This window comes from Paenibacillus hunanensis (genome assembly GCF_034055775.1).
GTDB classification, from domain to species: domain Bacteria; phylum Bacillota; class Bacilli; order Paenibacillales; family Paenibacillaceae; genus Saccharibacillus; species Saccharibacillus hunanensis.
The window spans coordinates 523,596-548,349 of sequence record NZ_CP139194.1; the positions used below are offsets into that span (position 1 = coordinate 523,596).

20 protein-coding genes are annotated in these 24,754 nt (G+C 47.1%); 13 read left to right on the forward strand and 7 right to left on the reverse strand.

The annotated features are described in order from the left end of the window. The first annotated feature begins 156 nt into the window (after nucleotides 1–156). Nucleotides 157–582, forward strand: a complete 426-nt coding sequence (locus tag SK066_RS02060) for a hypothetical protein (RefSeq protein WP_320543461.1) — start codon at nucleotides 157–159, stop codon at nucleotides 580–582. 191 nt (nucleotides 583–773) lie between these two features. Next, nucleotides 774–2,423, forward strand: coding sequence for a GGDEF domain-containing protein (locus tag SK066_RS02065; RefSeq protein ID WP_320543462.1), 1,650 nt, complete (start codon nucleotides 774–776; stop codon nucleotides 2,421–2,423). 161 nt (nucleotides 2,424–2,584) lie between these two features. On the opposite strand, the gene SK066_RS02070 is transcribed toward SK066_RS02065, so the two are convergent. Then, the gene (locus SK066_RS02070; protein ID WP_188774348.1) at nucleotides 2,585–2,860 is read right to left on the reverse strand and encodes a YesK family protein; all 276 of its coding nucleotides are present in this window, start codon (nucleotides 2,858–2,860) and stop codon (nucleotides 2,585–2,587) included. A 109-nt stretch (nucleotides 2,861–2,969) separates the two neighbouring features. Continuing rightward, a complete protein-coding gene (locus tag SK066_RS02075) occupies nucleotides 2,970–3,272 on the reverse strand; it encodes a hypothetical protein (protein WP_320543463.1) in 303 nt (100 codons plus the stop codon). A gap of 634 nt (nucleotides 3,273–3,906) precedes the next feature. Between SK066_RS02075 and SK066_RS02080 the strand changes: the two genes are divergently transcribed. The 4 genes from SK066_RS02080 to SK066_RS02095 all read left to right on the forward strand — a co-directional run bounded on the left by SK066_RS02080 (nucleotide 3,907) and on the right by SK066_RS02095 (nucleotide 9,373). Next, nucleotides 3,907–5,142 (forward strand): ABC transporter substrate-binding protein, encoded by a 1,236-nt coding sequence (locus SK066_RS02080; protein ID WP_320543464.1) that lies wholly within the window; start codon nucleotides 3,907–3,909, stop codon nucleotides 5,140–5,142. A 594-nt stretch (nucleotides 5,143–5,736) separates the two neighbouring features. Next, a complete protein-coding gene (locus tag SK066_RS02085) occupies nucleotides 5,737–6,603 on the forward strand; it encodes a carbohydrate ABC transporter permease (protein ID WP_188774345.1) in 867 nt (288 codons plus the stop codon). Beyond that, entirely contained in the window at nucleotides 6,603–7,430 is an 828-nt protein-coding gene (locus tag SK066_RS02090; protein ID WP_320543465.1) for a carbohydrate ABC transporter permease, read from the forward strand. The genes SK066_RS02085 and SK066_RS02090 overlap by 1 nt, the downstream gene beginning before the upstream one ends. Nucleotides 7,431–7,996: 566 nt before the next feature. Then, entirely contained in the window at nucleotides 7,997–9,373 is a 1,377-nt protein-coding gene (locus SK066_RS02095; RefSeq protein ID WP_320543466.1) for an amidohydrolase family protein, read from the forward strand. Between the two features lie 173 nt (nucleotides 9,374–9,546). Here the strand turns inward: SK066_RS02095 and SK066_RS02100 are convergent, their stop codons facing one another. Next, the gene (locus SK066_RS02100; protein WP_320543467.1) at nucleotides 9,547–10,956 is read right to left on the reverse strand and encodes a DUF2252 domain-containing protein; all 1,410 of its coding nucleotides are present in this window, start codon (nucleotides 10,954–10,956) and stop codon (nucleotides 9,547–9,549) included. A 284-nt stretch (nucleotides 10,957–11,240) separates the two neighbouring features. Here SK066_RS02100 and SK066_RS02105 point away from each other — a divergent pair, with 284 nt between their 5' ends. Next, on the forward strand, nucleotides 11,241–11,840 hold the full coding sequence (locus tag SK066_RS02105; protein ID WP_320543468.1) for a hypothetical protein: 600 nt from the start codon (nucleotides 11,241–11,243) through the stop codon (nucleotides 11,838–11,840). Nucleotides 11,841–12,000: 160 nt separating this feature from the next. On the opposite strand, the gene SK066_RS02110 is transcribed toward SK066_RS02105, so the two are convergent. Next, nucleotides 12,001–12,444, reverse strand: a complete 444-nt coding sequence (locus tag SK066_RS02110; RefSeq protein WP_320543469.1) for a GNAT family N-acetyltransferase — start codon at nucleotides 12,442–12,444, stop codon at nucleotides 12,001–12,003. Between the two features lie 307 nt (nucleotides 12,445–12,751). On the opposite strand from SK066_RS02110, the gene SK066_RS02115 reads away from it, so the two are divergent. Further along, complete coding sequence (locus SK066_RS02115) at nucleotides 12,752–13,543, forward strand: hypothetical protein (protein WP_320543470.1); 792 nt, start codon at nucleotides 12,752–12,754, stop codon at nucleotides 13,541–13,543. A 171-nt stretch (nucleotides 13,544–13,714) separates the two neighbouring features. On the opposite strand, the gene pdxR is transcribed toward SK066_RS02115, so the two are convergent. Further along, nucleotides 13,715–15,217, reverse strand: a complete 1,503-nt coding sequence (gene pdxR, locus SK066_RS02120; protein WP_320543471.1) for a MocR-like pyridoxine biosynthesis transcription factor PdxR — start codon at nucleotides 15,215–15,217, stop codon at nucleotides 13,715–13,717. A 272-nt stretch (nucleotides 15,218–15,489) separates the two neighbouring features. Here pdxR and SK066_RS02125 point away from each other — a divergent pair, with 272 nt between their 5' ends. Both SK066_RS02125 and SK066_RS02130 read left to right on the forward strand, forming a co-directional pair. Beyond that, the gene (locus SK066_RS02125) at nucleotides 15,490–16,473 is read left to right on the forward strand and encodes a DMT family transporter (RefSeq protein ID WP_320543472.1); all 984 of its coding nucleotides are present in this window, start codon (nucleotides 15,490–15,492) and stop codon (nucleotides 16,471–16,473) included. A 562-nt stretch (nucleotides 16,474–17,035) separates the two neighbouring features. Further along, complete coding sequence (locus tag SK066_RS02130; RefSeq protein ID WP_320543473.1) at nucleotides 17,036–17,770, forward strand: hypothetical protein; 735 nt, start codon at nucleotides 17,036–17,038, stop codon at nucleotides 17,768–17,770. A 476-nt stretch (nucleotides 17,771–18,246) separates the two neighbouring features. Here the strand turns inward: SK066_RS02130 and SK066_RS02135 are convergent, their stop codons facing one another. Together SK066_RS02135 and SK066_RS02140 are read right to left on the reverse strand one after the other, a co-directional pair. Further along, nucleotides 18,247–18,864, reverse strand: coding sequence for a hypothetical protein (locus SK066_RS02135; protein ID WP_250344224.1), 618 nt, complete (start codon nucleotides 18,862–18,864; stop codon nucleotides 18,247–18,249). A 308-nt stretch (nucleotides 18,865–19,172) separates the two neighbouring features. Then, nucleotides 19,173–20,990 carry an APC family permease gene (locus SK066_RS02140; RefSeq protein WP_188774335.1) on the reverse strand — a complete coding sequence of 606 codons (1,818 nt, stop codon included), beginning with the start codon at nucleotides 20,988–20,990 and terminating at the stop codon, nucleotides 19,173–19,175. Between the two features lie 467 nt (nucleotides 20,991–21,457). Here SK066_RS02140 and SK066_RS02145 point away from each other — a divergent pair, with 467 nt between their 5' ends. From SK066_RS02145 to SK066_RS02155, 3 genes are all read left to right on the forward strand, one after another. Further along, the gene (locus SK066_RS02145; RefSeq protein WP_188774334.1) at nucleotides 21,458–21,700 is read left to right on the forward strand and encodes a hypothetical protein; all 243 of its coding nucleotides are present in this window, start codon (nucleotides 21,458–21,460) and stop codon (nucleotides 21,698–21,700) included. A 150-nt stretch (nucleotides 21,701–21,850) separates the two neighbouring features. Continuing rightward, the gene (locus tag SK066_RS02150; protein WP_320543474.1) at nucleotides 21,851–22,747 is read left to right on the forward strand and encodes a stalk domain-containing protein; all 897 of its coding nucleotides are present in this window, start codon (nucleotides 21,851–21,853) and stop codon (nucleotides 22,745–22,747) included. A gap of 575 nt (nucleotides 22,748–23,322) precedes the next feature. After that, nucleotides 23,323–24,735: an MATE family efflux transporter gene (locus SK066_RS02155; RefSeq protein ID WP_320543475.1), complete on the forward strand. Its 1,413-nt coding sequence runs from the start codon at nucleotides 23,323–23,325 to the stop codon at nucleotides 24,733–24,735. Nucleotides 24,736–24,754 lie beyond the last annotated feature (19 nt).

Here is a 24,754-nt window from a genome sequence, read left to right on the forward strand (position 1 = left end):
CATTCTTCTGCGCTTCATCGGAATAGTCTATAAGCATCTGTCGCACATCCTCACAGTCATTGTATGCTTAACAAAGCATTATAGCGCAGAACCTCGCCATCCCTATAGAGTGAAGATGGTGGTCATCATGAAGCGAGAAGGAGATGAGGTATAACGATGGGACAGAACATACAGGAATTGCTACAAGTTGGTCAGCAGCTGGGCATCCACGTCACTACACTGGATCAGCAGCAAGCTCAGCATTATATCGAGCGTGTACTGGCTAGATACAAGCCCGATCAGACATCGAGCCATCTATCGATTGGAGATGGGGCACTCACGCTTCCGTTAGAGCAGCATGAATTTACCTACTCCGAAATGCTAGAGCAGGAATCGGTATATATGTTTTTTGATCAGGAAGGGGCGGATCGTCAGCAGGTGGCGGTAATCCAGGATGCACGTCTCGTTGGCAAGCTGATGGAGAATGCATTTGGAATGGAGTATTTTCTATCCAATGAACAGGTAGAATTTCTTATTGCGGTTAACTGGTATACGATTCAAGCTGTAGGCACAGCGATTAGCCATTTAGCAAGGCTGAAATAAGCTTGAGCGATGAGAGCGTACGCTTGACCTGATCTGTTCGACATATAGCGCGTTTTTACTACAAAAGGATACAATTTCTCCTTCAAAAAACTATCACTTTTACCGATACAGTTTATAACAGCAAGAGAGTGAGCATCACGAACGATGTACAGGTAACAATGAAGTATACATAGAGATACGGAGGAAATTGTATGAGCTTCAAGCTGCGTACCGGATTGGTACTCATCTTCATTCTGCTCTCACTGGTCTTGTCGATTGTGCTCGGTCTGGTATTAAACCGATACTCGGCGCACAGTGTGAAGGAGGAGATTGGAGAATCGCTATCCAGCACTGCCTACGATACGGCAGATAAGCTGGATAATTTTATGTGGACGCGTTCAGGAGAAATGGACATGCTGGCTCGTTTGCCTATGCTGATCAATTCGACTGACAAGGAAGATATTCATATGATGCTGGAGCAGCTTCAAACGAGCTTTCCTTCCTTCTCATGGATCGGTTATATGGATACGAGGGGTAAGGTGGTTGCATCGACTGATAATATTTTGTTAGGAAAGGATCTATCCCAGCGTCCGGTATACAAGGAAGGGATTCAACAAAAGTTTATCGGAGATGTGCATGATGCTGTATTGCTTGCAAAGCTGTTACCGAACCCAAGCGGAGAACCGTTACAATTCGTCGATATTAGCCTTCCGGTAACGAATCGTTCCGGTCAAACGATCGGCGTGCTAGCCGCTCATATGAGCTGGGAGTGGGCACGTGAGGTGAAGCGCTCCATGCTGTCCTCTCTGCGTCGTGACGATAACAATGTCGATCTGTTCATCATCAGTCGTAACGATCAGACGGTATTGCTGGGACCGGATAATATGGTCGGTAAGCCGCTCGATCTGAACAGTATCCGCGAAGCACAGACAGGTCGAAATGGCTGGGAGCTGGAGCAATGGCCAGATGGTAAAACATATCTGACCGGTTATGCGTATGGCAAAGGCTACATGGATTATAAAGGGCTTGGTTGGACGGTGCTTGTCAGGCAGCCTGAGGCGACAGCACTGGCTTCCGTCACCGAGCTGAACCGTTTTAGTGTGATTGCTGCGATTTGCGCTGCTATCGTATTTGCTATCCTGGGTTGGTTTGTTGCAGGGCAGATTGCGAAGCCGATCCGCCGTCTGACCAAGCGTGCAGATCGACTCGCCGCTGGCGAAGATGTTACATTGCCAGAAAAGGTTGGCTTCGAGGAGATTCGGATACTGTCGCGTTCACTGAATCGGATGGTTCGCTCGCTTGTGCAAAAGGAGGTAGAGCTGGATCAGATGCAGACGATCGCGCATTATGATCATTTGACAGGCTTGCCGAATCGTACAGCGCTAGAGAACTATCTGGAGCAGACCATCGTATCTGTCGATGAACAGCAGCAGCAGTTAGCTTTCCTCTATATCGATCTGGATGGCTTCAAAAAAGTAAATGATACACTCGGTCATCAGGCAGGCGATCATCTGCTACAAAAGGTCGCTCAACGATTGAACGAGATCGGTAGTGAGGGCGATATTACCGTACGTCTAGGTGGTGACGAATTTCTCGTCGTGCTACGCACCCAGCGCGAGCAGCTTATCGCTCAGGCAAACGCCTATGGCGAGAGCATTATTACCAATCTGAATCGCCCCTTTGTATTGGAATACGAAAAGGTGGTAATCGGCTGTAGCATCGGTGCCGCTGTGTATCCGCTCGACAGCGGTAACCCGATTGAGCTCATGCGGATGGCAGATCAGGCATTATATCAATCCAAGCGTGCAGGGAAGAATCGAATGACCTTTTATGAGGAACAGGCATCGGTATCTTCGTTATAGGGCTCGGTATGGCGAGATGCCGAGTTCATCTGATGCAATCAGCAGCTCATTCATAGTCGTATCAAAAAGCCTGTCCTCATTCGCATCACGCGAAAAGGACAGGCTTTTTTTGATGCTATATCGGTAACAGGATATTCACCCTATACGCAGAACATCCTTGATTAACGCCGCTGTCCTGCAATCCGTGGCCCAACCACGAGCATAATGAACAAGACAGCCAGCGCGCCCAGAATAATAACAATCGATACGATCAAATAACCCAGACCCGTCCAGCCGGCTTGAAACAGACTATAGATCATCATCAGTGCCCCTAGCAGAACACCGATCAATCCAGGGATAAACTGAATCGTACGCGAGTCTCGATTACGCCGCGTGAGTACGATACTAACCAGTAGCAGTACAATGCCCGTCGCACCACCAATGCCAAGCAATCCCATACCTATACCTCCTCGGTCTATCTTTTCTCTCATCGATCTGCACCATCGATGTTCGTTAACATCTATTCCTATCATCGGAACGATTCCCTGGCGCATGACGCTGTGATCATCAATGGCCGCCGCTACGTTCACTAGATAGCTGGTAAAAAAGCTGGAACATCAGCAATACCAGTCCAATCAGGCACATTGCGATCAATGCCAGCGAAAAGGCTGCAATGCCCTGCCATACCCCTTGCTTGGTATACACATCCATATAAAGCAGCACCAGGCTGGCAACCAGACCAAGCAGCCCCGGCAAAAACCGCAAAAAGCGTGGTCTAGCAAAAAAATAGGCGAGCAATAGCCCCAGTAAATACAGGACTAAGCCAGCGCTTAGTCCAGCATACACAAGCGGATGAATCGGGTGTAGCATATCGAATCCCCCTTTCGATCAATCTGTCTCCTGTTCATCTTACCACCTGATCTCGTTACCGCAACACCGTTACGTGGCAAGCAGAGGAATATAGCAGAAGTCAGTCTCAGACGCTCGTTATTCCGGTGCTTCTAGCTTGATTCGGCAAGCGCAACAGCCAGCTTCACTCAGCGCGTAATAAACTTCCTGTGAGCTTCGTATAAGCTCCACAATTAAATCGCATTCGATTAAAAAAAGGATAAATAGGCGCATCGAATCAGAGGATATTGAAAAATGGAATCCCCTCTGCGGCTAAGTGAGGGTTGGCAAAACTCCCAAAAAAACAGGGTATAAAGCAGTTTAGATAGCATCCGATAGGGTAATGGATGTATGGGAAAAGAGAACTGCTTAAAATGCAAAAAAAGTAATAAAATCATCCGATTCATCCAGCTTTTTCCGACTTCATGCTTATTGTAAGCGCTTCACAAGAGGTTTATCGTAATATTCAATCGCCACTGTAAATAAGAGCAGCTGTAATTCCGAGCCTGCTCAGCTTATGACCAAGCATCGAGTGAGACGAATGGCAAATGTAGGGTACAGCCCTGACACATTCGTTTGCATCGCTCCATCCATTAATCTTGAAAGGGATGATCGCATGAGAAAATGGGGAAGTGCAGGTATGGTGACCGTACTGCTTGTCCTGATTTTGACAGCATGCACAGGCGGCAGCACCAATGGCAGCAATGTGGTACAGCTTGAATTTTTCCAGAACAAGCCGGAAGCGAAGGCAAGCTTCGATGAATTGATTGCCAAGTTCAACAAGGAGCATCCGAATATTCGGGTCAGTCAGGTGAATCCGCCGGATGCAGAGACCGTGCTCAAGACGCGTGTCGTTAAAAATGCCGTGCCAGACATCATCGGTATGGGCGCAACAGATACATATTCCTTGCTGGCACAGAGTGGAATTTTCCTCAATCTGACCAATGATCCATTATTGAAAAAGGTGAATCCGCAATACGTGCAGATGCTAAATGATGTGACAGGCATGCAGGAGGTCACAGGTGTTCCATTTGCGCTTAATGCAAGCGGTATCATTTATAACAAGGCGATCTTTGAAAAGCTCAATCTGTCCGTTCCGAAGACATGGGATGAGCTGATCGCCACCGCACAAAAAGCTAAAGACGCGGGCGTGATCCCCTTCTATTTTACGTACAAAGACGACTGGCAAAGCAATCTGCCATTTAACGATATGGGCGGCTCACTCGTTGGCATCGACTTTTACAAAGAGCGCCGCGAGAACAAAACGACCTTCCAGGCAGCCTATCAGGAGGTCGCCAAAAAGCAGCTGGAGCTGCTCAACTACGGACATAGCGATAACTTTGGTAAAGGCTATTCCGACGGTAATCGCGCATTCGGTAACGGACAAGCAGCGATGTACATTCAAGGCAGCTGGGCAATCTCCGAGATTCGTAAAGTTAACCCGGATATCAAGCTAGGCTTCTTCCCATTGCCAGCAAGCAATGACGAATCCCAAACCAAGCTCACCGCCGGCGTCGATACCTTGCTCGCAATCTCCGCTCAAACCGAGCATCCAGAGGAAGCCAAGCAATTTCTATCCTTCCTGCTGGAGCCCGAAAATAGCCAGCAATACATCGACCAACAAAACCTGTTCTCCGCCGTCGATGGCGTACAACAAAAAGATGACAGCGTATCCGGCTTATTGCCCTATTTCGAACAGGGCAAAATCGTAGACTTCGTCGACCACTACATCCCAAGCGCCGTCCAACTCAACCCAACCGTCCAAGCCTTTTTACAAAACAAAGACATTAACGGCTTCCTAAGCACCCTCGACAAAGAATGGGACAAAGTAGCCGCCCGCCGAGCCAGTTAAGGGCGAGATGACGAATGAACTATAAGCTTCAACAGTAGAGCCACACATTGATCAATTCCAATCCGATACGCCTGAGCACATCCATTTGTTCAAGTCAAAAAATCACCAAGCTCATATCAACTCACCCTAATCCTAAACTTATCCAATCTACAAAATGAACTACAAAATAATACACATGTCGCTTATTGATCATTTTCTTTCTCTTTTTAAATGCCACACCCCACCAAGAACCTTAACTTCTTTTACAAATGATGCACGCAAGCCATCGTTCACTAAGTACCTGCCTTTTAAAATTATTGCTTCAAAAAATCATTGCTTTTGAACCGTCCAAGCAAACATGCTGCAACCCGCACAGAACGGAGGCAAGGAAATAAGGGAAAAGGACGACTTTGGAGGAGCGGGAATCTTCATTCCTTCCTATTCCAAAAGATTCCCGCGGCTCCACCCGAGTCCGTTCCCTTATTCCTTGCCGAAGTGGTGCCACTCTCAGCACACCATGCCTGCAAGCACAAGCAATCATGTTTAAGAAAAGTCCCTTCCCACGCACCTGTAAAAAATTAAGCTTCCACTCACAGTAAGAAAGGAGCCATCCCGATGTCCAAACGCATGTACACCTTCTACTGGATGACCATTCCCGCCGTACTGCTGTTTTTCTTATTTCTAACACTGCCAGCCATTCAAGGTGTGTATTACTCCTTCACCAATTACAACGGCTTTGGTAAAACGTACGATTTTATCGGCTTGCGCAACTATGTGAACCTGTTTACCGACAATGTGGTCGGCGATGCCTACTGGTTTACGATCAAGTTTGCTGTCGTAGTAACGATTCTGGTCAATATTTTCAGTCTACTGATCGCACTCGGGCTGAATGCCAGCATTCGACTCCGTAACTTTTTCCGTGGTATTTATTTTCTGCCGAATATTTTGAGCGTATTGATCGTTGGTTACATATTCAACTACCTGTTCTCCAACGTGTTTACCGTCTGGGGACAGACGCTGGGCATTCAATCGCTGTCGACTAACATTCTCGGTAATGAAAGTCTGGCATGGGTCGGTGTCGTGATCGTTGCTGTCTGGCAGGGTATTGCTCTGAATACGATTCTGTATCTGGCAGGTTTGCAAACGATTCCGAGCGATGTGTATGAAGCCTCCAGCCTCGACGGTGCTAGCAAATGGCGCGAATTCTGGAGCATTACGTTCCCGCTGATCGCCCCGTTCTTCACGATCAATATGGTACTGGCGATGAAAAATGCGCTCATGGTGTTTGATCAGATCGTTGCCCTGACCAACGGAGGCCCCGGTCGTGCAACCCAATCGATCTCGTTCCTGATCTATACGGGCGGCTTTGAGGGCGGCGAGTTCGCGTATCAGTCGGCAAACTCGGTCATCTACTTTATCGTTATCGCCGTTATTTCCATTGTTCAAATTCGTTTCCTCCAGAGAAGGGAGATGGATATGTAATGCAGGATACACGGAAAACCAATTGGCCGATCAACATCCTCGTTGCTCTCGGCACGATCGTCATTCTATTCCCGCTCTATATGGCGCTTACCATTGCACTCAAGGATCCGCAGCAGATGGCACAATCGTTGTTCGGATTGCCAACGAACTGGCGCTTCGATAACTTCGCTAATGCGATTGAAGTGACCAACTTCTTTCAAGCATTCCGCAATAGCGTATTGGTCACAACAGGTACAGTGGTTCTCACGCTACTGACCAACTCAATGGTCGCCTACGCGATTGGACGCAATATGCAGCGCAGTAAATTTTTCAAAGGGTTGTATTTCTACTTTGTCAGCGCGATGTTCATTCCTTTTCCAATCATTATGTTGCCCATCGTTAAGCTGACCGCAGCCCTGCATATGACCAACCTGATCGGCTTGACCATTTTGCATACCGTATATGCGCTTGCCTTTAACGTATTCGTCTATGTCGGTTATATCCGTTCCATTCCCGTCGCGCTGGAGGAAGCCGTAACAGTCGATGGGGCGAGCACATGGGGAACATTCTGGCGTATCATTTTCCCATTGATGGCACCGATCAATGCAACCGTAGGGATTCTGGTTTGCCTGTCGACGTACAATGACTTTTTGCTGCCGCTTATCATCATTAGCGATCAGAACATGTACACACTGCCGCTCGTACAGTACATTTTCCAGGGACAATTCAACACAGATTACAATCTCGCCTTCGCTTCTTACCTGCTGGCGATGTTGCCGATGATCATCATCTATCTCTTTGCCCAAAAGTGGATCATCAGTGGAGTCACTCGTGGATCGGTAAAATAAACATTTCGCTCCATTTTTCTCTATATCGTTGTTTCTCCACTAATCCACTAACAAACACAAGCCTCTTCCATGCAACGTACAGTTTGCATCGAAGAGGCTATTTTAATTCATTCCAAATATTATATTTCCTCTATACGATCCAACTTTGTATCTAACACGTTCAAGCCGCTGAGGCATGTCTTCAAACTGCTCTGTAAGCCATTCGATACAGTTGATCCGTACTTTATTGGTTTGCAATCACTATCATGTTGGAAGAAGCACAGAGCAGAGGAATCTTCATTTTTATCCTTTTAAAAGATCCCCAGACTCCACCTGAGGACACTCCCTAATTCCTTACCAGAAGTAGCGTTAGCTCCCAAGCGAAAGTAAATAAGACTGCCTACTAGTATTGCTTTTAACTAACTTTTTGATTGTAAATAACTTTTACATAATGTATCATATAGCATGAAAATCCCAAAAATACCATTTATAGTGTTAGTGCTCTTCTAACACGCGGTTCAATGAGCAAGTGATTTTGGGGAAGCAACATATCGTACATTTCTGACATGATGAAGGAGGAAAATCTTATGGGAACTAAAGGCTATCTTCTGAAAAATGGAACGGTATTAACGATGGACAGCGTGCTGGGCAGCTATCGGCAAGCCGATGTGCTGATGGATGGCTCGCGCATTGAGCAGATCGGTCCGAATCTGCACGTATCAGAGCATGACTATGAGACGATCGATGCGACAGGGATGATCATACTGCCGGGGCTGGTGGATACGCATCGTCATGTATGGGAATCACTTGTGCGTACAGCAGGGACGAACTGGTCGTTACCTGTTTATTTGCAAAATCTATATTATGGGGGACTGGGGAGTCGGTTGCGTCCGGAGGATAGCTATATTGCTAATCTGTTAGGTGCATTGGAAGCGCTTGATTCTGGAGTAACCACATTGCTCGATTGGAGTATGCCCTATTCACCCGAGCATACGGATGAGCTGATTCGCGGCTTACAGGAATCGGGGATGCGAGCGGTATTTGCGCTCGGGGTAAACGGAGAGACCGAGTATTGGAATCGAGAAAGTCGACTGGTGCTATCCGACGATGTGTATCGGGTGAAAAAGCAGTATTTTGCATCCAACGATCAGCTGCTGACACTGGGACTGGCGATTCGGGGACCAGAATTCAGTCACTGGGATACAACGGTCAAGGAGATTGGTATCGCACGCGAGCTGGATGCAGTCTGTTCGATGCATATTGGCTTTGGTAACTGGGGAGCCGCGGATCATTCGGTGACGCGATTGTATGAAGCAGGCTTGCTTGGCTCGGATCTGAATATGGTGCACGGCAACAAAATGTCTGCCGATGAATACCGTATGCTGGCAGATGCTGGAGCCTCGTTATCGGTAACACCTGAGGTGGAGATGATGATGGGACACGGTTATCCGGCGACAGGCTTCTTTATGGAGCAGGGCGGGATGCCAGCCCTTGGCGTAGACGTGGTAACCTCAACTGCGGGAGAAATGTTTACGCAGATGAAGTTTGCCCTACAAGCAGAGCGTGCACGTGTGAACGAGGAGATTATTGCTTCGGGTAATATGCCCGGTGAGCTGAATGTGCAGGCAGCACAGGCATTGGAGATGGCGACAACGGCTGGAGCAAGAGCGCTCAAGCTGGATCATCGTATCGGTCAATTGAAGCCGGGGTATGAAGCAGACTTGATCATGATTCGTACCTCCGATCTGAATGTGCTGCCTGTGATTGATCCGATCGGCGCGGTCGTGCAGTTTGCGCAACCGTCGAATGTAGAAAATGTATTCGTTGCTGGACGTGCCGTGAAGCGTAATGGTCAACTCGTAGGCGTTGATCTGGAGCGTGTGCGTAAGCTAGCGCTACAAAGCCGTGAGTACCTGGCTGAGCAATATACATTTACAGATGCGGATCGTGTGGTGTATTCCTGATTCCAATTTGACACGAGGAAAACACAGTAGGCCATATCAATAAAACATATGCCAGTAGATACACCGAGGCTACGGTTAACATAGCAAAAACAACTCCCGTCACATACGAAGCGGGAGTTGTTTTTGTATGAATGATAAATCTGAAAGTCATTGTGAACAGATCGATGTCATATTTACTCCACTTCTGTCTCTGACTGCTGCTCGACCAACTCACTCACCTCAGCAGATTCATTCACTGTAGCTGCGTTCACTGTCGCACGTAACGGCGCAGTCCATTCATAGAATAGTGCATAATCTCGTTCCACCTGATCGGCGTAGCCGTAAGCCCAGCGTGAGATATGATGTGCAAATGAATCTGGCTCATCGCCCATCGCACGGGCGATTTCACGCTCACTATGATAGTCCAGCAAGCCACTACTCACGTCAGAATCGGCGCGAGCATGCATTTTGGCGGTCAGACTTGCCATGCTGGCTACGATTTTTTGCATATCGCTGAGGCTCGTGATATTTTCCAGCTTGAGCCGTTTTTTATAAGGGGATCGTTCACGAACATAGAAATCGCGTTCTTCGAGCGTTACATAGCCAAGATACGGGTCTGCCTTATGATGCATCGCTTGCTGAGTCGTCGTCACACGCTTGCCCTGATGAGCGAAGGTTTGCCAGAACGATTCGCTATACGGGAGGAAATAAGCAGGCACAGGTGCGCGAACCTCTTTGACCTCCAGTACGATATCATCCTGTCCTTGCTGGAGGGTACCGCCCTCGATTAGCACATAATAACGATCCAGTCCGATCGATGCGGTGCCCGAGCCGTGCTTGATAGCGATATCCTTGATTTTATAATGCGATACATCATCTTCACAGCAGAGCAGGGACTGCTGGTAATCTCCCCAGGCTTGCTCTAATAGCTGTTGCTCCTGTGTGGAAGGGACGACCAGCTCACTATTTTCAAGGAAAACTCGATCGGTCTGCATCACCGCCGTTACTTTTTCGAGGAAATGACCCTGCCGACGCTTCTCCAGCTTGCGCAGCAGCTTACGAATAGCACCGTTAGCGTGCTCCTCATCCATTCGGAAGGTGGCAGGATTATCCTTACCTGAAGCAAAGCGGCGAATCTGCTTGTAGTATGTACGCGCATATTGCTCTAGTACAGCTAACTGCTGCTCACGATCATAGCCAAGCTGTCGACCGACCAGCGCGATGCTCACTGACATGCGCAGCACATCATACAGATACGAGCCTACATAGCCTTCATCAAAATCATTCACATCATAGACGATATCACCAGATTCATTACGGAACGCACCAAAGTTCTCAAAGTGCAGATCGCCTTGAATCCAGGTTGGACGATCATCCGGCGTATGATACGGAAAATAATGTCGGGTCGCATCAAAATAAAATAAATACGCACTCCCACGAAAAAAGGAAAACGCAGTCTGTGCCATTTTGTGATATTTCTCCGCTCGCTTGGCTTCGTCGAGCTTCATGATCGTTCCATCAAATTCATCCAGTACCGAAATGAGCGTATCTCGGCGTAGCTTGTTGCGTGTGCGAATAACATGTTCATTAATGGTTGCGTTCATATACAGTCCCCCTGTGTATTATGTAACGTTTAGCCTTATGATAGCGTAAACGATGTAGCTGGAAAAGAATGACCTGACCCTATTCATGAGCTTACGCCCATAAGGCTGACTGTCGTATTATCGCAGCGCTATCGACATCTGCTCAGTGAATCGTTAGCTGAATCATAATACGTAGCAACATGCGACGAGTTTTCACATCTTATAAAAATAAATGTATAATAAAGTTGTAGGTGTTTCCAATAATGATGATTATTGGCAAGTGATGAATGTAAGGGGGATGACATATGATACAGTGGATCAAACAGCAAATGTCATGGAGATTCAGCGTGATGGTAATCGTAGCGGCTATAGGCCTGGCAGCTATTTCGAAATGGTGGCTTAATGGGCTGACGAATGGTGGCGGTACATTCAATCTATTTCTTGTCTTTATTTTATATACCAGTCTTGTGATCAAGGGAATTCACTGGCTTACGTACGAAAAGGAAGACGGCATAACGGATAATCTACAACGGCTGGCCGCCTATCTCGGAATGTATGCACTGGCTTTTATCGTGAGCAGCTTCGTGCTGGGTATTCATGGTCGAGATGTGATCATGCTGGCATTCATATCGGTCTGTTTTGGAGTGATCTATAGCTTCAACGATCTGAAGTATGTATTTCGGCGCGGTTGGAATACGTTTTTGAGCGTGATGGTGATTCCTGTATTGCTGGTGGTCTGGCTCATTATGCATGGGTGGACAAGTGCTTCATGGTTTGATGTGTATAGCATGTACGATTACTTTATCGCTTCAGGCGTAGTGTACTGGTTGCTGATCATTTGTACATTAGCACTTTTTAGTCGTCATATTATTAAGCAGCCTCAGGATTCTTCCTCCACACAGTGAATACAGCTTCGTGTCTGTGCTCGTTATAAGCTATTGGATGATCAAGAATCCAGTCGACTTATAGCGAGCCAGATTGTTATTGTCCTCATGCAAATGTATTCTATCCCTAAACTGTGCTTACATAAGTATCAATTCAGGATAGCGTATTCCATTACATAGACTAGGATTCAGAATTTATTTCCCGGGAAAAGACGTCCAGTCCCAAGCGTTGCTCCCAGCCACTTGCTGTCCAAAAGGCTTTGCCCTCTTCGTTCGTATTCATGACAAATAAATGCGCCTTATCAATTCCTTGCTGCTCCAGTGCCTGCATACTGTGCGTGATCAGTTGTCTGGCGATACCCTGTCCGCGATTTGCAGCTGCTACAGCCATATGATATAAGTATCCGCGGCGTCCATCATGTCCAGCGAGTAGCGTGCCAACGATACCATTTCGGATAGAAAATTGTGTATCGACTGCAACATAACAGCAGCCTGGATTGCGTTTAAGATAGCGGTCGATCTGTTCTGGCGCATCCGCTTCGCTCAAGCCCATGCCTTCGGTATGGCTCCATAGCTGATACATTGCGTCATAATCGTCCATGGTCATTTCGCGAATAGTAATCACAGAATCATGGCTCCTTTGCATAGGGGATTTTATCAGGATTCCTACATTTGCATATCGTTTTTGTACCCATTTCATTCCTGTTAAGGTACGAAAATAGCTACACATGTTCGGTATTTTTATATCGATCACTCTATTATTGATTGTTGTTCGGAAATTTTCAATTTTTTCTGGTAATTATGGTTAATAAGGCTTAGCATAGAGGAAGAAACCGAATAATCCAGTCAGGCAACAGGCTCCGCTTTGTCTGATTTTCCGAAGCGGAGCTGAATTTTACTGATTTAAGCATAATTTTTCAGGAGGCAATCCTTTGAATATAAAAAAGAATATGAAAAAATGGCTGTTTTTGGCGTTGATTTTAAGTGCAGTATGTGTTGAAACGATCTCTGCGACTCGTTTACATTCGTGTCAAACGCTTGCAAATGCAAGTGCTACACCGATTCGCGTGAACGCGGTTACGGTTGATAATTCTGCTATTCCGACGGTGTCTGCTGCGGATGAAGGAACAGGCAATCGTGAAACCGTATTTGCTGATGGCGCGCTCGGAATGATGATTGAGGGCGAACTGAATGCAGATGGCATGTACAACAGTCTGACGCTACGCACTCCAGTCTTCCAATGCAGTCTGCCAGGAGAACAGGTACAGAATCCGACCTACGCACCGTGGGTGGCTGAGGCGGATCTGAACGGGGATGGCGAGAAGGAGATTATCGTCAATCTGACTTCTGGCTATGGTACAGGCATGGAGCTGAATACCATACAGGTGTTCAGCCAGAATGGTGAAAATATTCCGGTGGAATCGCTGCAAACTGGCATGGCACGCCAGTTCAGCTCCAGCGTGAATGGCGATCAGCTCCAGCTCCAGCTGAATGGAGTCACACATTCACTTCCGTTAAAAGGGCTGCCCGAGCAGCCTGCTTCCAATAAACCGCCAGTATTCGGAGGGGCGGTACAGCAATTCAAGGTAGACAATAACAAATTGACTGCGATCTATTCGCTACAGGTAGGCATGAACGGATTTATCGGCGAACTGGATGCTACGTATCAGTATGACAATGGTGTATTGCGTCTGGTGCCAGCCAAGCTGAATCTGGAGCAATAATCTATCATTGTACAGTCACGGACAGTCTGTGACTTCGTAAGTATTCGGCTCGTAAAATGGTATTTTACAATGACAATAAGCGCTAGAATCACAGTCTAGCGCTCGGTATAGGTGTGGTTTGAAAGTATAAATTAGCCGTAAAAGTATAGCGGAGTCATACTTGTAAAGTCGCTACAGCTCATCGGCAATGCGGATCAACTCGCGCATTCCCTGTTGAATCAGTGTTTCATTGGCAAAGGAAAAGCTAAGACGGATATGCTGGCTTGGACGTTTGCCATAGTCGAATAGGGAGCCGGGCACGAAGCTGATGCCCTCGGTTAAAGCATGGCTGAGCAAGCGGGAAACCGATAGCTCTGGCGGTAGCTCAACCCATAGATTCAAGCCGCCCTGTGGCTCGATATAGTGCCAGTTTGTCTGCTGTAGCTCGGTCTGCATCGTTTCCATACGGATGCGTAACGCAATACGTAGCGTATCCAAGTGGCGATGTAGCCGATCCGACATAAAATAATGCAAGAATACCTTTTGATTCAGCAGTGGTGTTCCTCCGTCAGTCAATGATTTGCAGGAGATCAGCATCTGCATCCATGGTTGTCGGGCAGCGATACAGGCGATGCGCAGACCGGGAGAAATGTATTTGCTAAAGCTACGAATATACACGGTGTAACCCTCAGTATCGTAAGCAAATAAGGGTGGAGGCGGTGCAGCGCCAAAGTACATATCGCTGCATGTATCGTCCTCGATCAGCAAGCACTGATGCTGGGCTGCAAGATCGACCAGCTGCTTGCGTTGCTCTGCCGGAATACACAGTCCCGTCGGATTGTGAAAGGTCGGATTCACATAGAACAGACGTGGACGATATTGCCGCATGAGCTGCTCGATTTGCTCCATATTGTAGCCATCCGCATCGGTACTGACCTCCAGAAAGCGTGCGCCCTTTTGCCGAAACACATCCAGTGCCGTCGCATACGTTGGCGATTCGACGAGCACATAATCGCCCGGACGAATCCATGCCTCAGCAATGAGGAAAATCGCCTGCTGTGCACCACTGGTGATCAATAGTTCCTCTGGCTCCAGATAGAAGCGTGAATGCTGGCTAAAATAACGTGCCAGTAGCTCGCGCAGTTCCAGATCGCCCTGTACATGGGCATAGGTGCCGAGTAGCTTCGGATACAGATCGAATATCTTTTTCGTATATTCCGTAAAATAATGATTGGGCAGTAGATTCGGATCAATCAGCGCCTGTGAGAACTGATAGCGGGCAGGCAGACGATGCAGCTCATTCATCGTGCCTTCGAACAGCGCAGGTTCCAGCTCATTCTCATTCGTTAGCGTGTGTACCGCAGGTGGTGCGACATAATAGCCGGACTTGCTACGTGCATAGATGGTGCCCTGCGTTTTCAGATGCTGGTATGCCTTGAATACGGTCAGACGATGCATTCCACTATCGCGTGAAAGCTGCCGTACAGACGGTAGACGCTCATGCGCTTGCCAGTCGCCGCGCTGAATACGCGCCTCAATATACGAGCTGATCTGACGATAAGACACACGGGCTGAAGTGTCCGGTAGCTCAACCGATCGTTGTGTAGTGGGTGATAAAAAGCTGCTCGCTGCCTGCGGTGTGGCTGTTGGAGCATCGATATGCTTGGAAGAAATCGTATCGCGGGAAAATGTCATGATCAACACTCCTTTTCAGGCAAGGTTTTATAAAAATGTACGTAGAGACAGACATACATACATGTAGGTAGATACAGATTCATAGTAGACGGTATACGGCCAGGTATATAACAGGCACAAGAGTAGTAATACCAGCCCTATACCCAGCCTGCTGTTTGCTTCTGTTCATCATAACGTGTTCTACCCTGTGTACCGATGCATCTGTTCTGCTTGACTTCATCTGTTCTATTGTCCTTCCTTTACAATAACAGAACAAAGAGGAGGAGTGACAGATGATTATGCTCGGCTATGCAATGATGTGCTTGATTTTCAGCACAACCTTTCTGGCTATTAAAATTGGAGTGGACGCAGGAATGCCCCCGTTTTGGAGTGCAGGTGTGCGCTTCTTTCTAGCTGGGCTGATTCTGATGATCGTGATGCGTCTATGTGGAAAGATCAGTTTTTCTGTTCTGCTACGTAAGGAGACGCTGTGGATTGGTGCGAGTATGACCTTTGTAACATTTGCCGCATTGTATTGGGCAGAGCAATATGTAACCTCGGGTGTGGGTGCATTGCTATCAGCAACCGGGCCAGCGATGGTATTGCTGATCCGTGCGCTGGTGCTCAAGATGAATGTACCACGGATCGCCTTTATCGGTGCTTTTATCGGACTCGGTGGAGTGGGGCTGCTCATGTTGCCAGGCTTATCGGGTACGGTGCATGGCTTGTGGGTTCTCGCCTGTGCGGTCGTCATTATCGGTGAAATCGGCTATGCGAGTGGTGCAGTCTATTCCAAACAGGTATCGTCGAAAATGAAGGACGTATCACCAATCGCGCAAAATGCAGCACAGCTGATGCATGGAGGCTGGATGCTACTCGTATTATCTCTGCTTACCGAGCGTGGACAGATTCATATGGATGCGATGCTGGAGCCGGAAGCGTTAGGCTCACTGCTCTATCTGATCGTGGTCGGATCCATGGGTGGACATACGCTCTTTTACTGGCTCGTAGCGCGTACGAATCCGGTATTTCCATCGACATGGCTATACATTTCGCCTGTGCTTGCATTACTGATCGGCTGGGCAGTATACAGCGAGCCACTCAGCTGGATGGTTGCAGTTGGAGCAGGCATCGTATTATGCGGTGTGATCCTGACCAATTTGGAATTGCTACAGACGCTCTGGAAGGGCAAACGAAGTAAAGCAGCTACCAGACGTTCTCTGGAGCTAGAGCGGCGCTTGGACCTGGAGCAACCATTACCGGTCAAGTCTCGCTAGGTCGTGCTGGATGGTGTTGGGTCTGTAGCTGTTGTTGAGTAAGGAAGACTGGTGATAGTATAGCAAGCGATCATCACAGCGAGGAACGATGATCAGCATGTAGTGATTTCTAGTGCTATGTATATAGCTGCGTATATAGGTTCATAATCAGTGTTATTTGTACTACAGTGTAACCACCATGCGATAGAGGAGTAGGCGCAAACCAGGTCTATTTACCGGGCTCAAGTGTATCCACCTGCTCCTCTGCCGCATACGATACGTGCAAGGGTTCAAGACGTGCAAAATTTCGAGCTGTCGATAAGAGATGCCAATAGCAGAAGCGAGTCGTAAAGTGACTGTTAAAGTGACTCGTAGAAATAACTAGTAAAAGTAACTAGCCAAAGCTAGTAACACTAGTTGATAACAAAAGTGAACAAAATCCAAAAGCCAAACCGTACAGGTAACCCTCATCGCAAAACAATCCCATACTTCAATCCACCAGCAGGAAATTATCCCCTCCATTCCGAATTAGGTAAGTAGCTAAATCAAATCCGCCATTACCGAAAACGGAGGGATCTACATCGTGATATTCAACAAAGGCAAACATAACCATCAAATTCATAAAACCTACAAAACAGCTACTTTCAGTACATCGAGCAGCTATAGTCACACCTCAGATCGCGCCATCAACGAATCGCTATTACCTTTACATCAGCAATCCCCCTCATCATTCCATCAGCCATCGATTAAGCCTATACGTGCATTATTGCTCAGTCTCGGCGTATTGCTTGCTAGTACAGGTGGACTGGTGTTCACCAGCTCCTATGCCATCGCAGCTGGAGCGTCATCACACGCATCAACACAGTCAGCTCTCCAAACCGTCAATGCAGCAGCGAATTCAGCCCCATCCAGCACATCCAATACGGCACTCGCCGATCCAACTGTGAATACCGTCATTCAAACGCAGACACAGGTATACGAAGGCAAGCACTTCCGTTTCTACTATCCACCAGCATGGAAGACAGGCATCAAAGTCGAAGTCTACCATCCACCCGGCATGGATACGTCTGAGGTTGTTGATTTTACCTATAATGGCAATTCCCTGCTTAACTTAATGGCAGTTCCACGCGCCGAATGGAATGCTCAGCTTCCTGATGAAGTTCCATATGGCTACCGCATTGCTGCGAATGGCAACTACATCTACGCAATCAATCTTCCACAGGATAGCGTCTATGACCCGACAAGCAAGGAATACCCAGCGTTCCATAAAAGAGTGCTTACGATGGAGCAAGTCCAGCTGATGTTCCAGGGCAAGTAGATTCTAAAATGGAGATTAAGATCAATGACCGCCCGAATATCAATGATCACCATGTAAATCGAACATTAATAATAACGGCACCTCGGCACCAACAGGTACAGAAAAAGTACTGAACAATTACAGAAATTTGTCCAATCGCTATATTGATAATCATTCAAATCGTAGTTCTAATAAATAGTAGTTCTAATCAATACTACGTGACTACTCACACCACAGTCTAGCTCTAGTCCCACCATCGAATAACCATCACCTCCAAAAGTCCATGCAAAAAAGGCAGGATAGAAAGCCACAGTAGCTTCCTATCCTGCCTGATATTTCACAACCAAATACATAAACAATACCAACCTGCACAATCGCAATAGATAACCCATTACGCAGTGTACATCACGCTATACGTAACGAAGCCCTCAATGAAGCCCAGCCGAATCCAGCTGATGGAGTCTAATCTAATCCAACACCATACTGATCCGATCCATTTACTGGTTCACCGCATAAATCCCCGGCTTCCCACCCACAACGCCGATCCATAGCTCACCGTTTCCAACCATCACACCACGATAGTTGATAAATACATCATTCACATTTTGATTCGCCAGTGCATTACGTACCTTTGACGTCATGATCGAGTTATATTCATTCAAAAATTGCTTTTCGTTCAAAATGCTACGTCGTTTACCATCCGCTTGATTGACTGCCAGCGGATACGATACACGCTTGGCAACTGCATCGCGATTACCATTAGCCACCGCTCGCTTGAGATTGGTGAAATACCCGGTAAACTGCTTGGCAGAGTCGAAGCCAGCTACATTCACCAGACGATTATTCAGATTAGCCTGAGTGGAAGAGCTAGAGGAGCTGCTACCGTTGTTACTATTAGAGCTTGAGCTACTGCTGGAGCTTGATCCTGAACTCGAGCTGCTAGAGCTGGAAGAGACCGATGGAGTCGATGGTGTGCTTGGCATTTGAGGAGCAGATGGTGTTGCCACGGTCGCTTCCTTCACAGCTGGCACCGTCAGATCGTTGGCCGCATAAGCTGGTGTCGCTAATGCCATAGCCATCACCGCAATAAGTGGAATCGCGCGCTTGTTCGTCATGATTCATCCTCCTATGTTGATAGTATCGTGTCTAGCATGTGGCACTATAAACGAGAGGTGCGATGAGAAAAGGATGTGGCGTAGCCCAAACTCCATTCCATTGCTACTGAATCCTCTTGTATACATGCCTTTACTCGTTTGTACCCGATTTGGAGTGTTATTGACCAATAACTTCCAGAGTGTATACCCTAATCGGCATCATCGCAGCGCCGTATGATGTATGTATTATCTAATATTTCCCAGTCGCAAAGCAAGTAAAAAAGCCTGCTGCAAGCAGGATCGCTTACAACAGACTGTAAAAGAATTCGTTAGTTTTTCAAATGGAACGGTACGGTCGCTACAACAACATCCTTGTAGTTGATCAGATACGCACGCATGAGCAGACTGGTCTGATTATGCAATATACTTTCCCACCAGTGCTTGGTGACGAACTGCGGAATCAGAATCGTAATATGATCGGTCTCCCCGTTTTTCCATTCAACCGTATCGATGAATCGACGCAGTGGACCCAGAATACTACGGTAACGTGAGCGCAGAATGATCAGGCGTACACCTGGATTCCATTGCTCCCATTTTTTCTCCATTTTCTCAATCGCTTCTTCGTCAAAGCCAACATACACAGCGACGACATTCGGTGATAGCGTTTGTGCATAGCTGATCGTGTTCATTACGACCCGCGTAATTCCAGCTACCGGAATGATAATCGTATTGCCCTTCGGCTGTGGCTTATCCTGATCCAGGTCGATGCGCAGCTGTTCAGCTGTATTTTGATAGTGCACATAGATTTTGTGGAACAGGTACACGACGATGGGCAGGAAGATGAAGATGATCCAGATTTGCGAGAACTTGGTGAAAATAAAGATCAGCGTAATCGACAGCGTGGTCAGCATACCGATCGTATTGATCAGCAGCTTGATTCCCCAGTTGGCTGGACGAAGCTTGATCCAGCGAATCATCATCCCCAGCTGGGACAGTGTGAACGGAATGAATACACCGACCGCATACAGTGGAATCAGATTGTCCGTCTCTCCGTGGAACACGATGACCAGTAATGCGGAAGCTAGGCTCAGGAAGATAATCCCGTTCGAGAAGCCCAGGCGATCACCACGTACCATGAACATATGCGGCATGTATTTATCCTTTGCCAGCATGAACGACAACAGTGGAAACGCAGAGTACGCCGTATTGGCAGCAAGGAACAGAATCAGTGCCGTTACACCTTGAATAATAAAATAGATTACGCCACTGCCAAAGGTCATCCGAGCAATCTGTGAAATGATCGTCTCGGTTGGACGTGGGCTCACACCGTACCAGTAGGCAAGCAGTGTAATCCCGATAAACATACTACCCAGAATGATCCCCATCATAAGCAGTGTGGCAGCTGCATTACGCTCAGCAGGCTGGCGGAAGTTCGGAATCGCATTCGATACCGCTTCAACCCCTGTCAGTGCCGAACAACCGGAGCTGAACGCCTTGAGCAATAAGAACAGACTGACATTGGACACGGTAGCGCCAAATTCCGGAGCCGCCGCTTCAATGCCGCCCGTCATGTATTTGATGACACCGCTAATAATCAGGAAGAAAATCGCTACGACAAACAGATAGATCGGAATAGCGAGCACGGATGCAGATTCGGTCACCCCGCGCAGGTTCATAATCGTTAAAAATACAATCATAATCAATGCAATTAATACCCGATGATCATGCAATACAGGAAACGCCGATGTGATCGCGTCTGTACCTGCGGACGAACTAACAGCTACCGTTAGTACATAGTCGACCAGCAATGAACCACCGGCAATCAGACTCGGAATCTGTCCGAGATTATCCTTGGCGACAATATAGGCACCGCCACCGGTCGGATAGGCAAAGATCGTCTGACGATACGAGATAACTAGAATAACCAGCAATCCCAGTACAGCCAGCGAGATGGGAACGGAATACCATAGTGCAGCAAAACCGGCTACCATCAATACAATTAAAATCTGTTCGGTTCCGTACGCAACCGAAGATAGCGCATCGGAAGACAAAATGGCGAGTGCTTTCAGTTTGCCTAGCTTTTCCGCTTCGAGTTCTGCGGATTTCATCGGTCTTCCGATCAAGATACGCTTTAACTTGCCTAGCATCTTTTTGTACCCCTTCGTTGTGTAAATTTGATAATTGATGTTACAAATAACATAATGATTATACGTGTACAAAGCCACCATGGATACATATAAAATACGTTACGATTTATATACACCCTTTTTCTTGTATCAACGCAATTTGCTCAGTCTATCCACGGTATGCAGACATTAAAACAGACCGCACAGCAGAAAGCAACATCATACCGGCTTGGTGGATCGAAGCATATGCACATATCCTTACCTACCGGCTGTGCAGCTTGCATGGCGGCTAGACTGAACAGGCGTATTTCATTATACTCCTCACGCGCAAAAAGTCATGCTAAATTTTGTGGAAATTTGTTAAAATGACACGATAGGTGATTCTTTAGCAAATATAGCTCGATAGAACTGCTCGCAAGACAGAAGCCGGCAGACTTTTGCGGCTATATTGCATGAAGAAGAATAGCCGAAGACAGGAGAGAATGAATATGAAGAAAATCATGCTCCGAGTATTGCTGGTAGCGACATTGCTGATCTTAGCTGCTATCGTGACCTGCTTTTATCTGGGCTACTTTATGCAGGCGTATTTCCTTATCTTTATCATTCTGGCGGTGTTATTTGCGATGGGGCAGGTAGCGAATCTGAACAACAATGTATGGCTGCATCGGAATAGCTATGAACGACGTATGCACGAGGAAGCCGAGCGTTACCGTCATGAACGCGAAGATTGAGCAAGCTAAGATCATAATCTAAAATATTACATTTGTACTATATAATGAGACGTGCTCCTTTCGCCGATATTAATAACAAAATGAATTGCCGGGTACACACTCTTATCCCTGCGCTAACGGCAAATCATCTGGCGAACAGGAGGACCACATATGAAAAAGACAAAATGGCTGTTTCCCATGATGCTAGCAGGTATGATGCTCGCTGGCTCCACTGGCGTATATGCTGGTGTAAAGCTGGAGAAGATCGAGGCTTTCAAAAATCATGGCATTAGTATCGAATTAAATGGACAAACCTATACACCCGTTAATGTAGACGGGCAGCCGCTCACACCTATTACGTATCAGGGTAGTACGTATTTGCCGATTCGTGCGATTGGTGAAACGATGAATACATCGGTGCTGTATGATGCGGTGAACAATAAGGTGCTGATCGGTAAGTCTGGTGCAGCCGCTACACCTGCTGCAACCGCAACAACTCAGGATACGACGAATAAAAATGCAGCGGCCAATACAGCCGTAGCTCCTTCAACAGCAACTGGCACAAGCAGCAATGCCAGCTCTGCGGCTACAAAGGATGCCACAACGACAACCGCTCCAGCCGCGACAAGCCCGAATACAAGTGATGCAGCACAGGGGCAGAGCGCTCCTATCACACCAACTCCGGGACCGATCGACACCTTAACCGAGCCTGCTCCGCCAGTATACAATGTATCGATGACGACAGGGATTATTCAGAGCTCGTACCTGTCAGCGGACTTTCCATTTCCAGCAGATGCCGAGCGTGTAAGCCTGGTTGAGCAGGTCGCAGGTGGTAAAAAGCAGCTCTCGCTCGTGTACCGCACGCAAGCCGATCTACAGACGGTCGGAAATGCCTATGTTGATTACTACACTGGCTACAATATGGAATTTGGCGCCAAGCGTGTCGCTAGCTCAGGCATTAGCATCGTCGGGATCGTGAATGATGCGTTCGGTGTATCGATTCAGGGAAACCCAATGTCACTGCGTCCAGGCTACAATAGCGTATCGGTGATTCTGGCTGAGCAATAAGGCATAGGTCAATCAATTTATGAAAATGGGTTCTTAGCTGAAGACCGTTGTAAGCGATTAAGCGAGCAATTATTTTCAAAAATACGAGACTTTTTTCACAATGATTTTCAAATTGAAATATTATGGAAAGTGTAAGTGGTTATGATATTCTGTAAGTCCATCGGGTGTAGGAATGATGACTGGTGTATATTACCATTTTATCGCATAAAACCTTGATACAAAAGGCATTTCGCTCTTCATGACATAGAAGAGCGAAATGCTTTTTTTGCTATGTTGTTTGCTTATGTAAACGTGTGGGAAACCCATATTTCGTACCGCATTCTTTCTGCAAAAGCAGCATAATACCCGTCTATAAAACGTTTGAATCGGAAAATTTGAAATTCTTTCAGAAATTTTCAATTTAGGTAGTGCAATTGGAAAATGGATGTGCTAAGATACGTAGAGTTTTAAGAGATGCCCGTCGGAAATGCCATGTGACCTTCACGCAAATGAATGATTTGCCTGGAGGTTTTTTGCAGCCAAGACTGCCATAACGGATTGTAGTAAAAAGAAACAAACAAAAGGAAGGTGACATCATGAGCGCTATGAACCCTGCACAAGGTAAAGCCCCTGTTGAAACACAATTTAATCTGTTTAAATTAACCTGGCCGATTTTCCTTGAGGTATTCCTGTTTATGTTAATGGGAATCGTCGATACCCTGATGCTGAGTGACGTGTCTGACAACGCGGTTGCGGCGGTTGGTACATCCAACCAGGTTATTTCCATCGCTATACTGATTCTGGAGGTAATCGGCAACGGGGCGGCAATCGTTGTAGCCCAGTATATTGGCTCACGCAAGCTGCTGGAAGCAAGCCGAATTACGGCACTGGCGATTACGCTGAACCTGTCTGTAGGCGTGCTCCTGAGTGGAACCTTCCTGCTGTTTGGTGGACATATTATGGAATCCATGCACTTGCAAGGCGATATTCTAGCACTGGCAGAGAGCTATATCGCGATCGTCGGTGGTGCAATTTTCTTACAGGCACTGATTAATATTTTAGCTGCTGTTATTCGTACCTATGGTTTTACGAAAGAAACGATGTTTGTATCGGTATTTATGAACTTACTGCATATCGGTCTGAACTATCTGCTCATCTTCGGTCACTGGGGCTTGCCTCAAATGGGCGTACAGGGTGCAGCGATCTCGACGATCATCAGCCGTCTTGTATGTATGCTGATCTTCTTCTGGCTGATGTATCGTGTAATGGAAGTACGGATCATGGTTGCCGATTACTTCAGAATGTCCAAAGAGTATATTATGAAAATTCTGAAAATCGGTGTTCCGTCCGCAGTTGAGCAAATTACGTATCAGCTGTGTCAGCTCGTATTCGTCTTTTACGTCACCTATCTGGGTAGCGAAGCGATGGCTTCCCGCCAGTATGCGAACAATATCTCGACCTTTATCTATCTGTTCAGTATCGCAATCGGTATGGGAACAGCGATCATCGTCGGTCGCCTCGTTGGTGCAAAGCGCAAGGAAGAAGCGTACCACCGCGTATGGAAAAGTGTAAAATGGGCGATGGCAGCAACGCTGGTCATGGACGTGATCATCATCCTGCTGCGCGAGCCACTGATCGGCATGTTCACAAGCAATCCAGAGATTATCCGCATGGCTTCACAGGTCATCCTGCTGAGCTTCCTGCTGGAAACGGGACGAACCTGTAATATCGTTATTATCAACTCGCTCCGTGCCTCTGGTGATGCCAAATTCCCGGTCTATATGGGCTTGATCTCAATGGTGTGCATGAGCTTGCCGCTCGGCTACCTGTTCGTTTTCAAAATGAATCTGGGTCTAGCTGGCATCTGGCTAGCAATCGCCGCCGATGAATGGACACGCGCCGTGATCATGTACTTCCGCTGGAAGAGCAGAGCATGGGAAAAACACGCACTTGTCCAGCACGATGAGCCTGAACCAGCTGAAAAGCTACCTGTGGCGGCTCCGGTATGATCGTAAACTGAATATACGC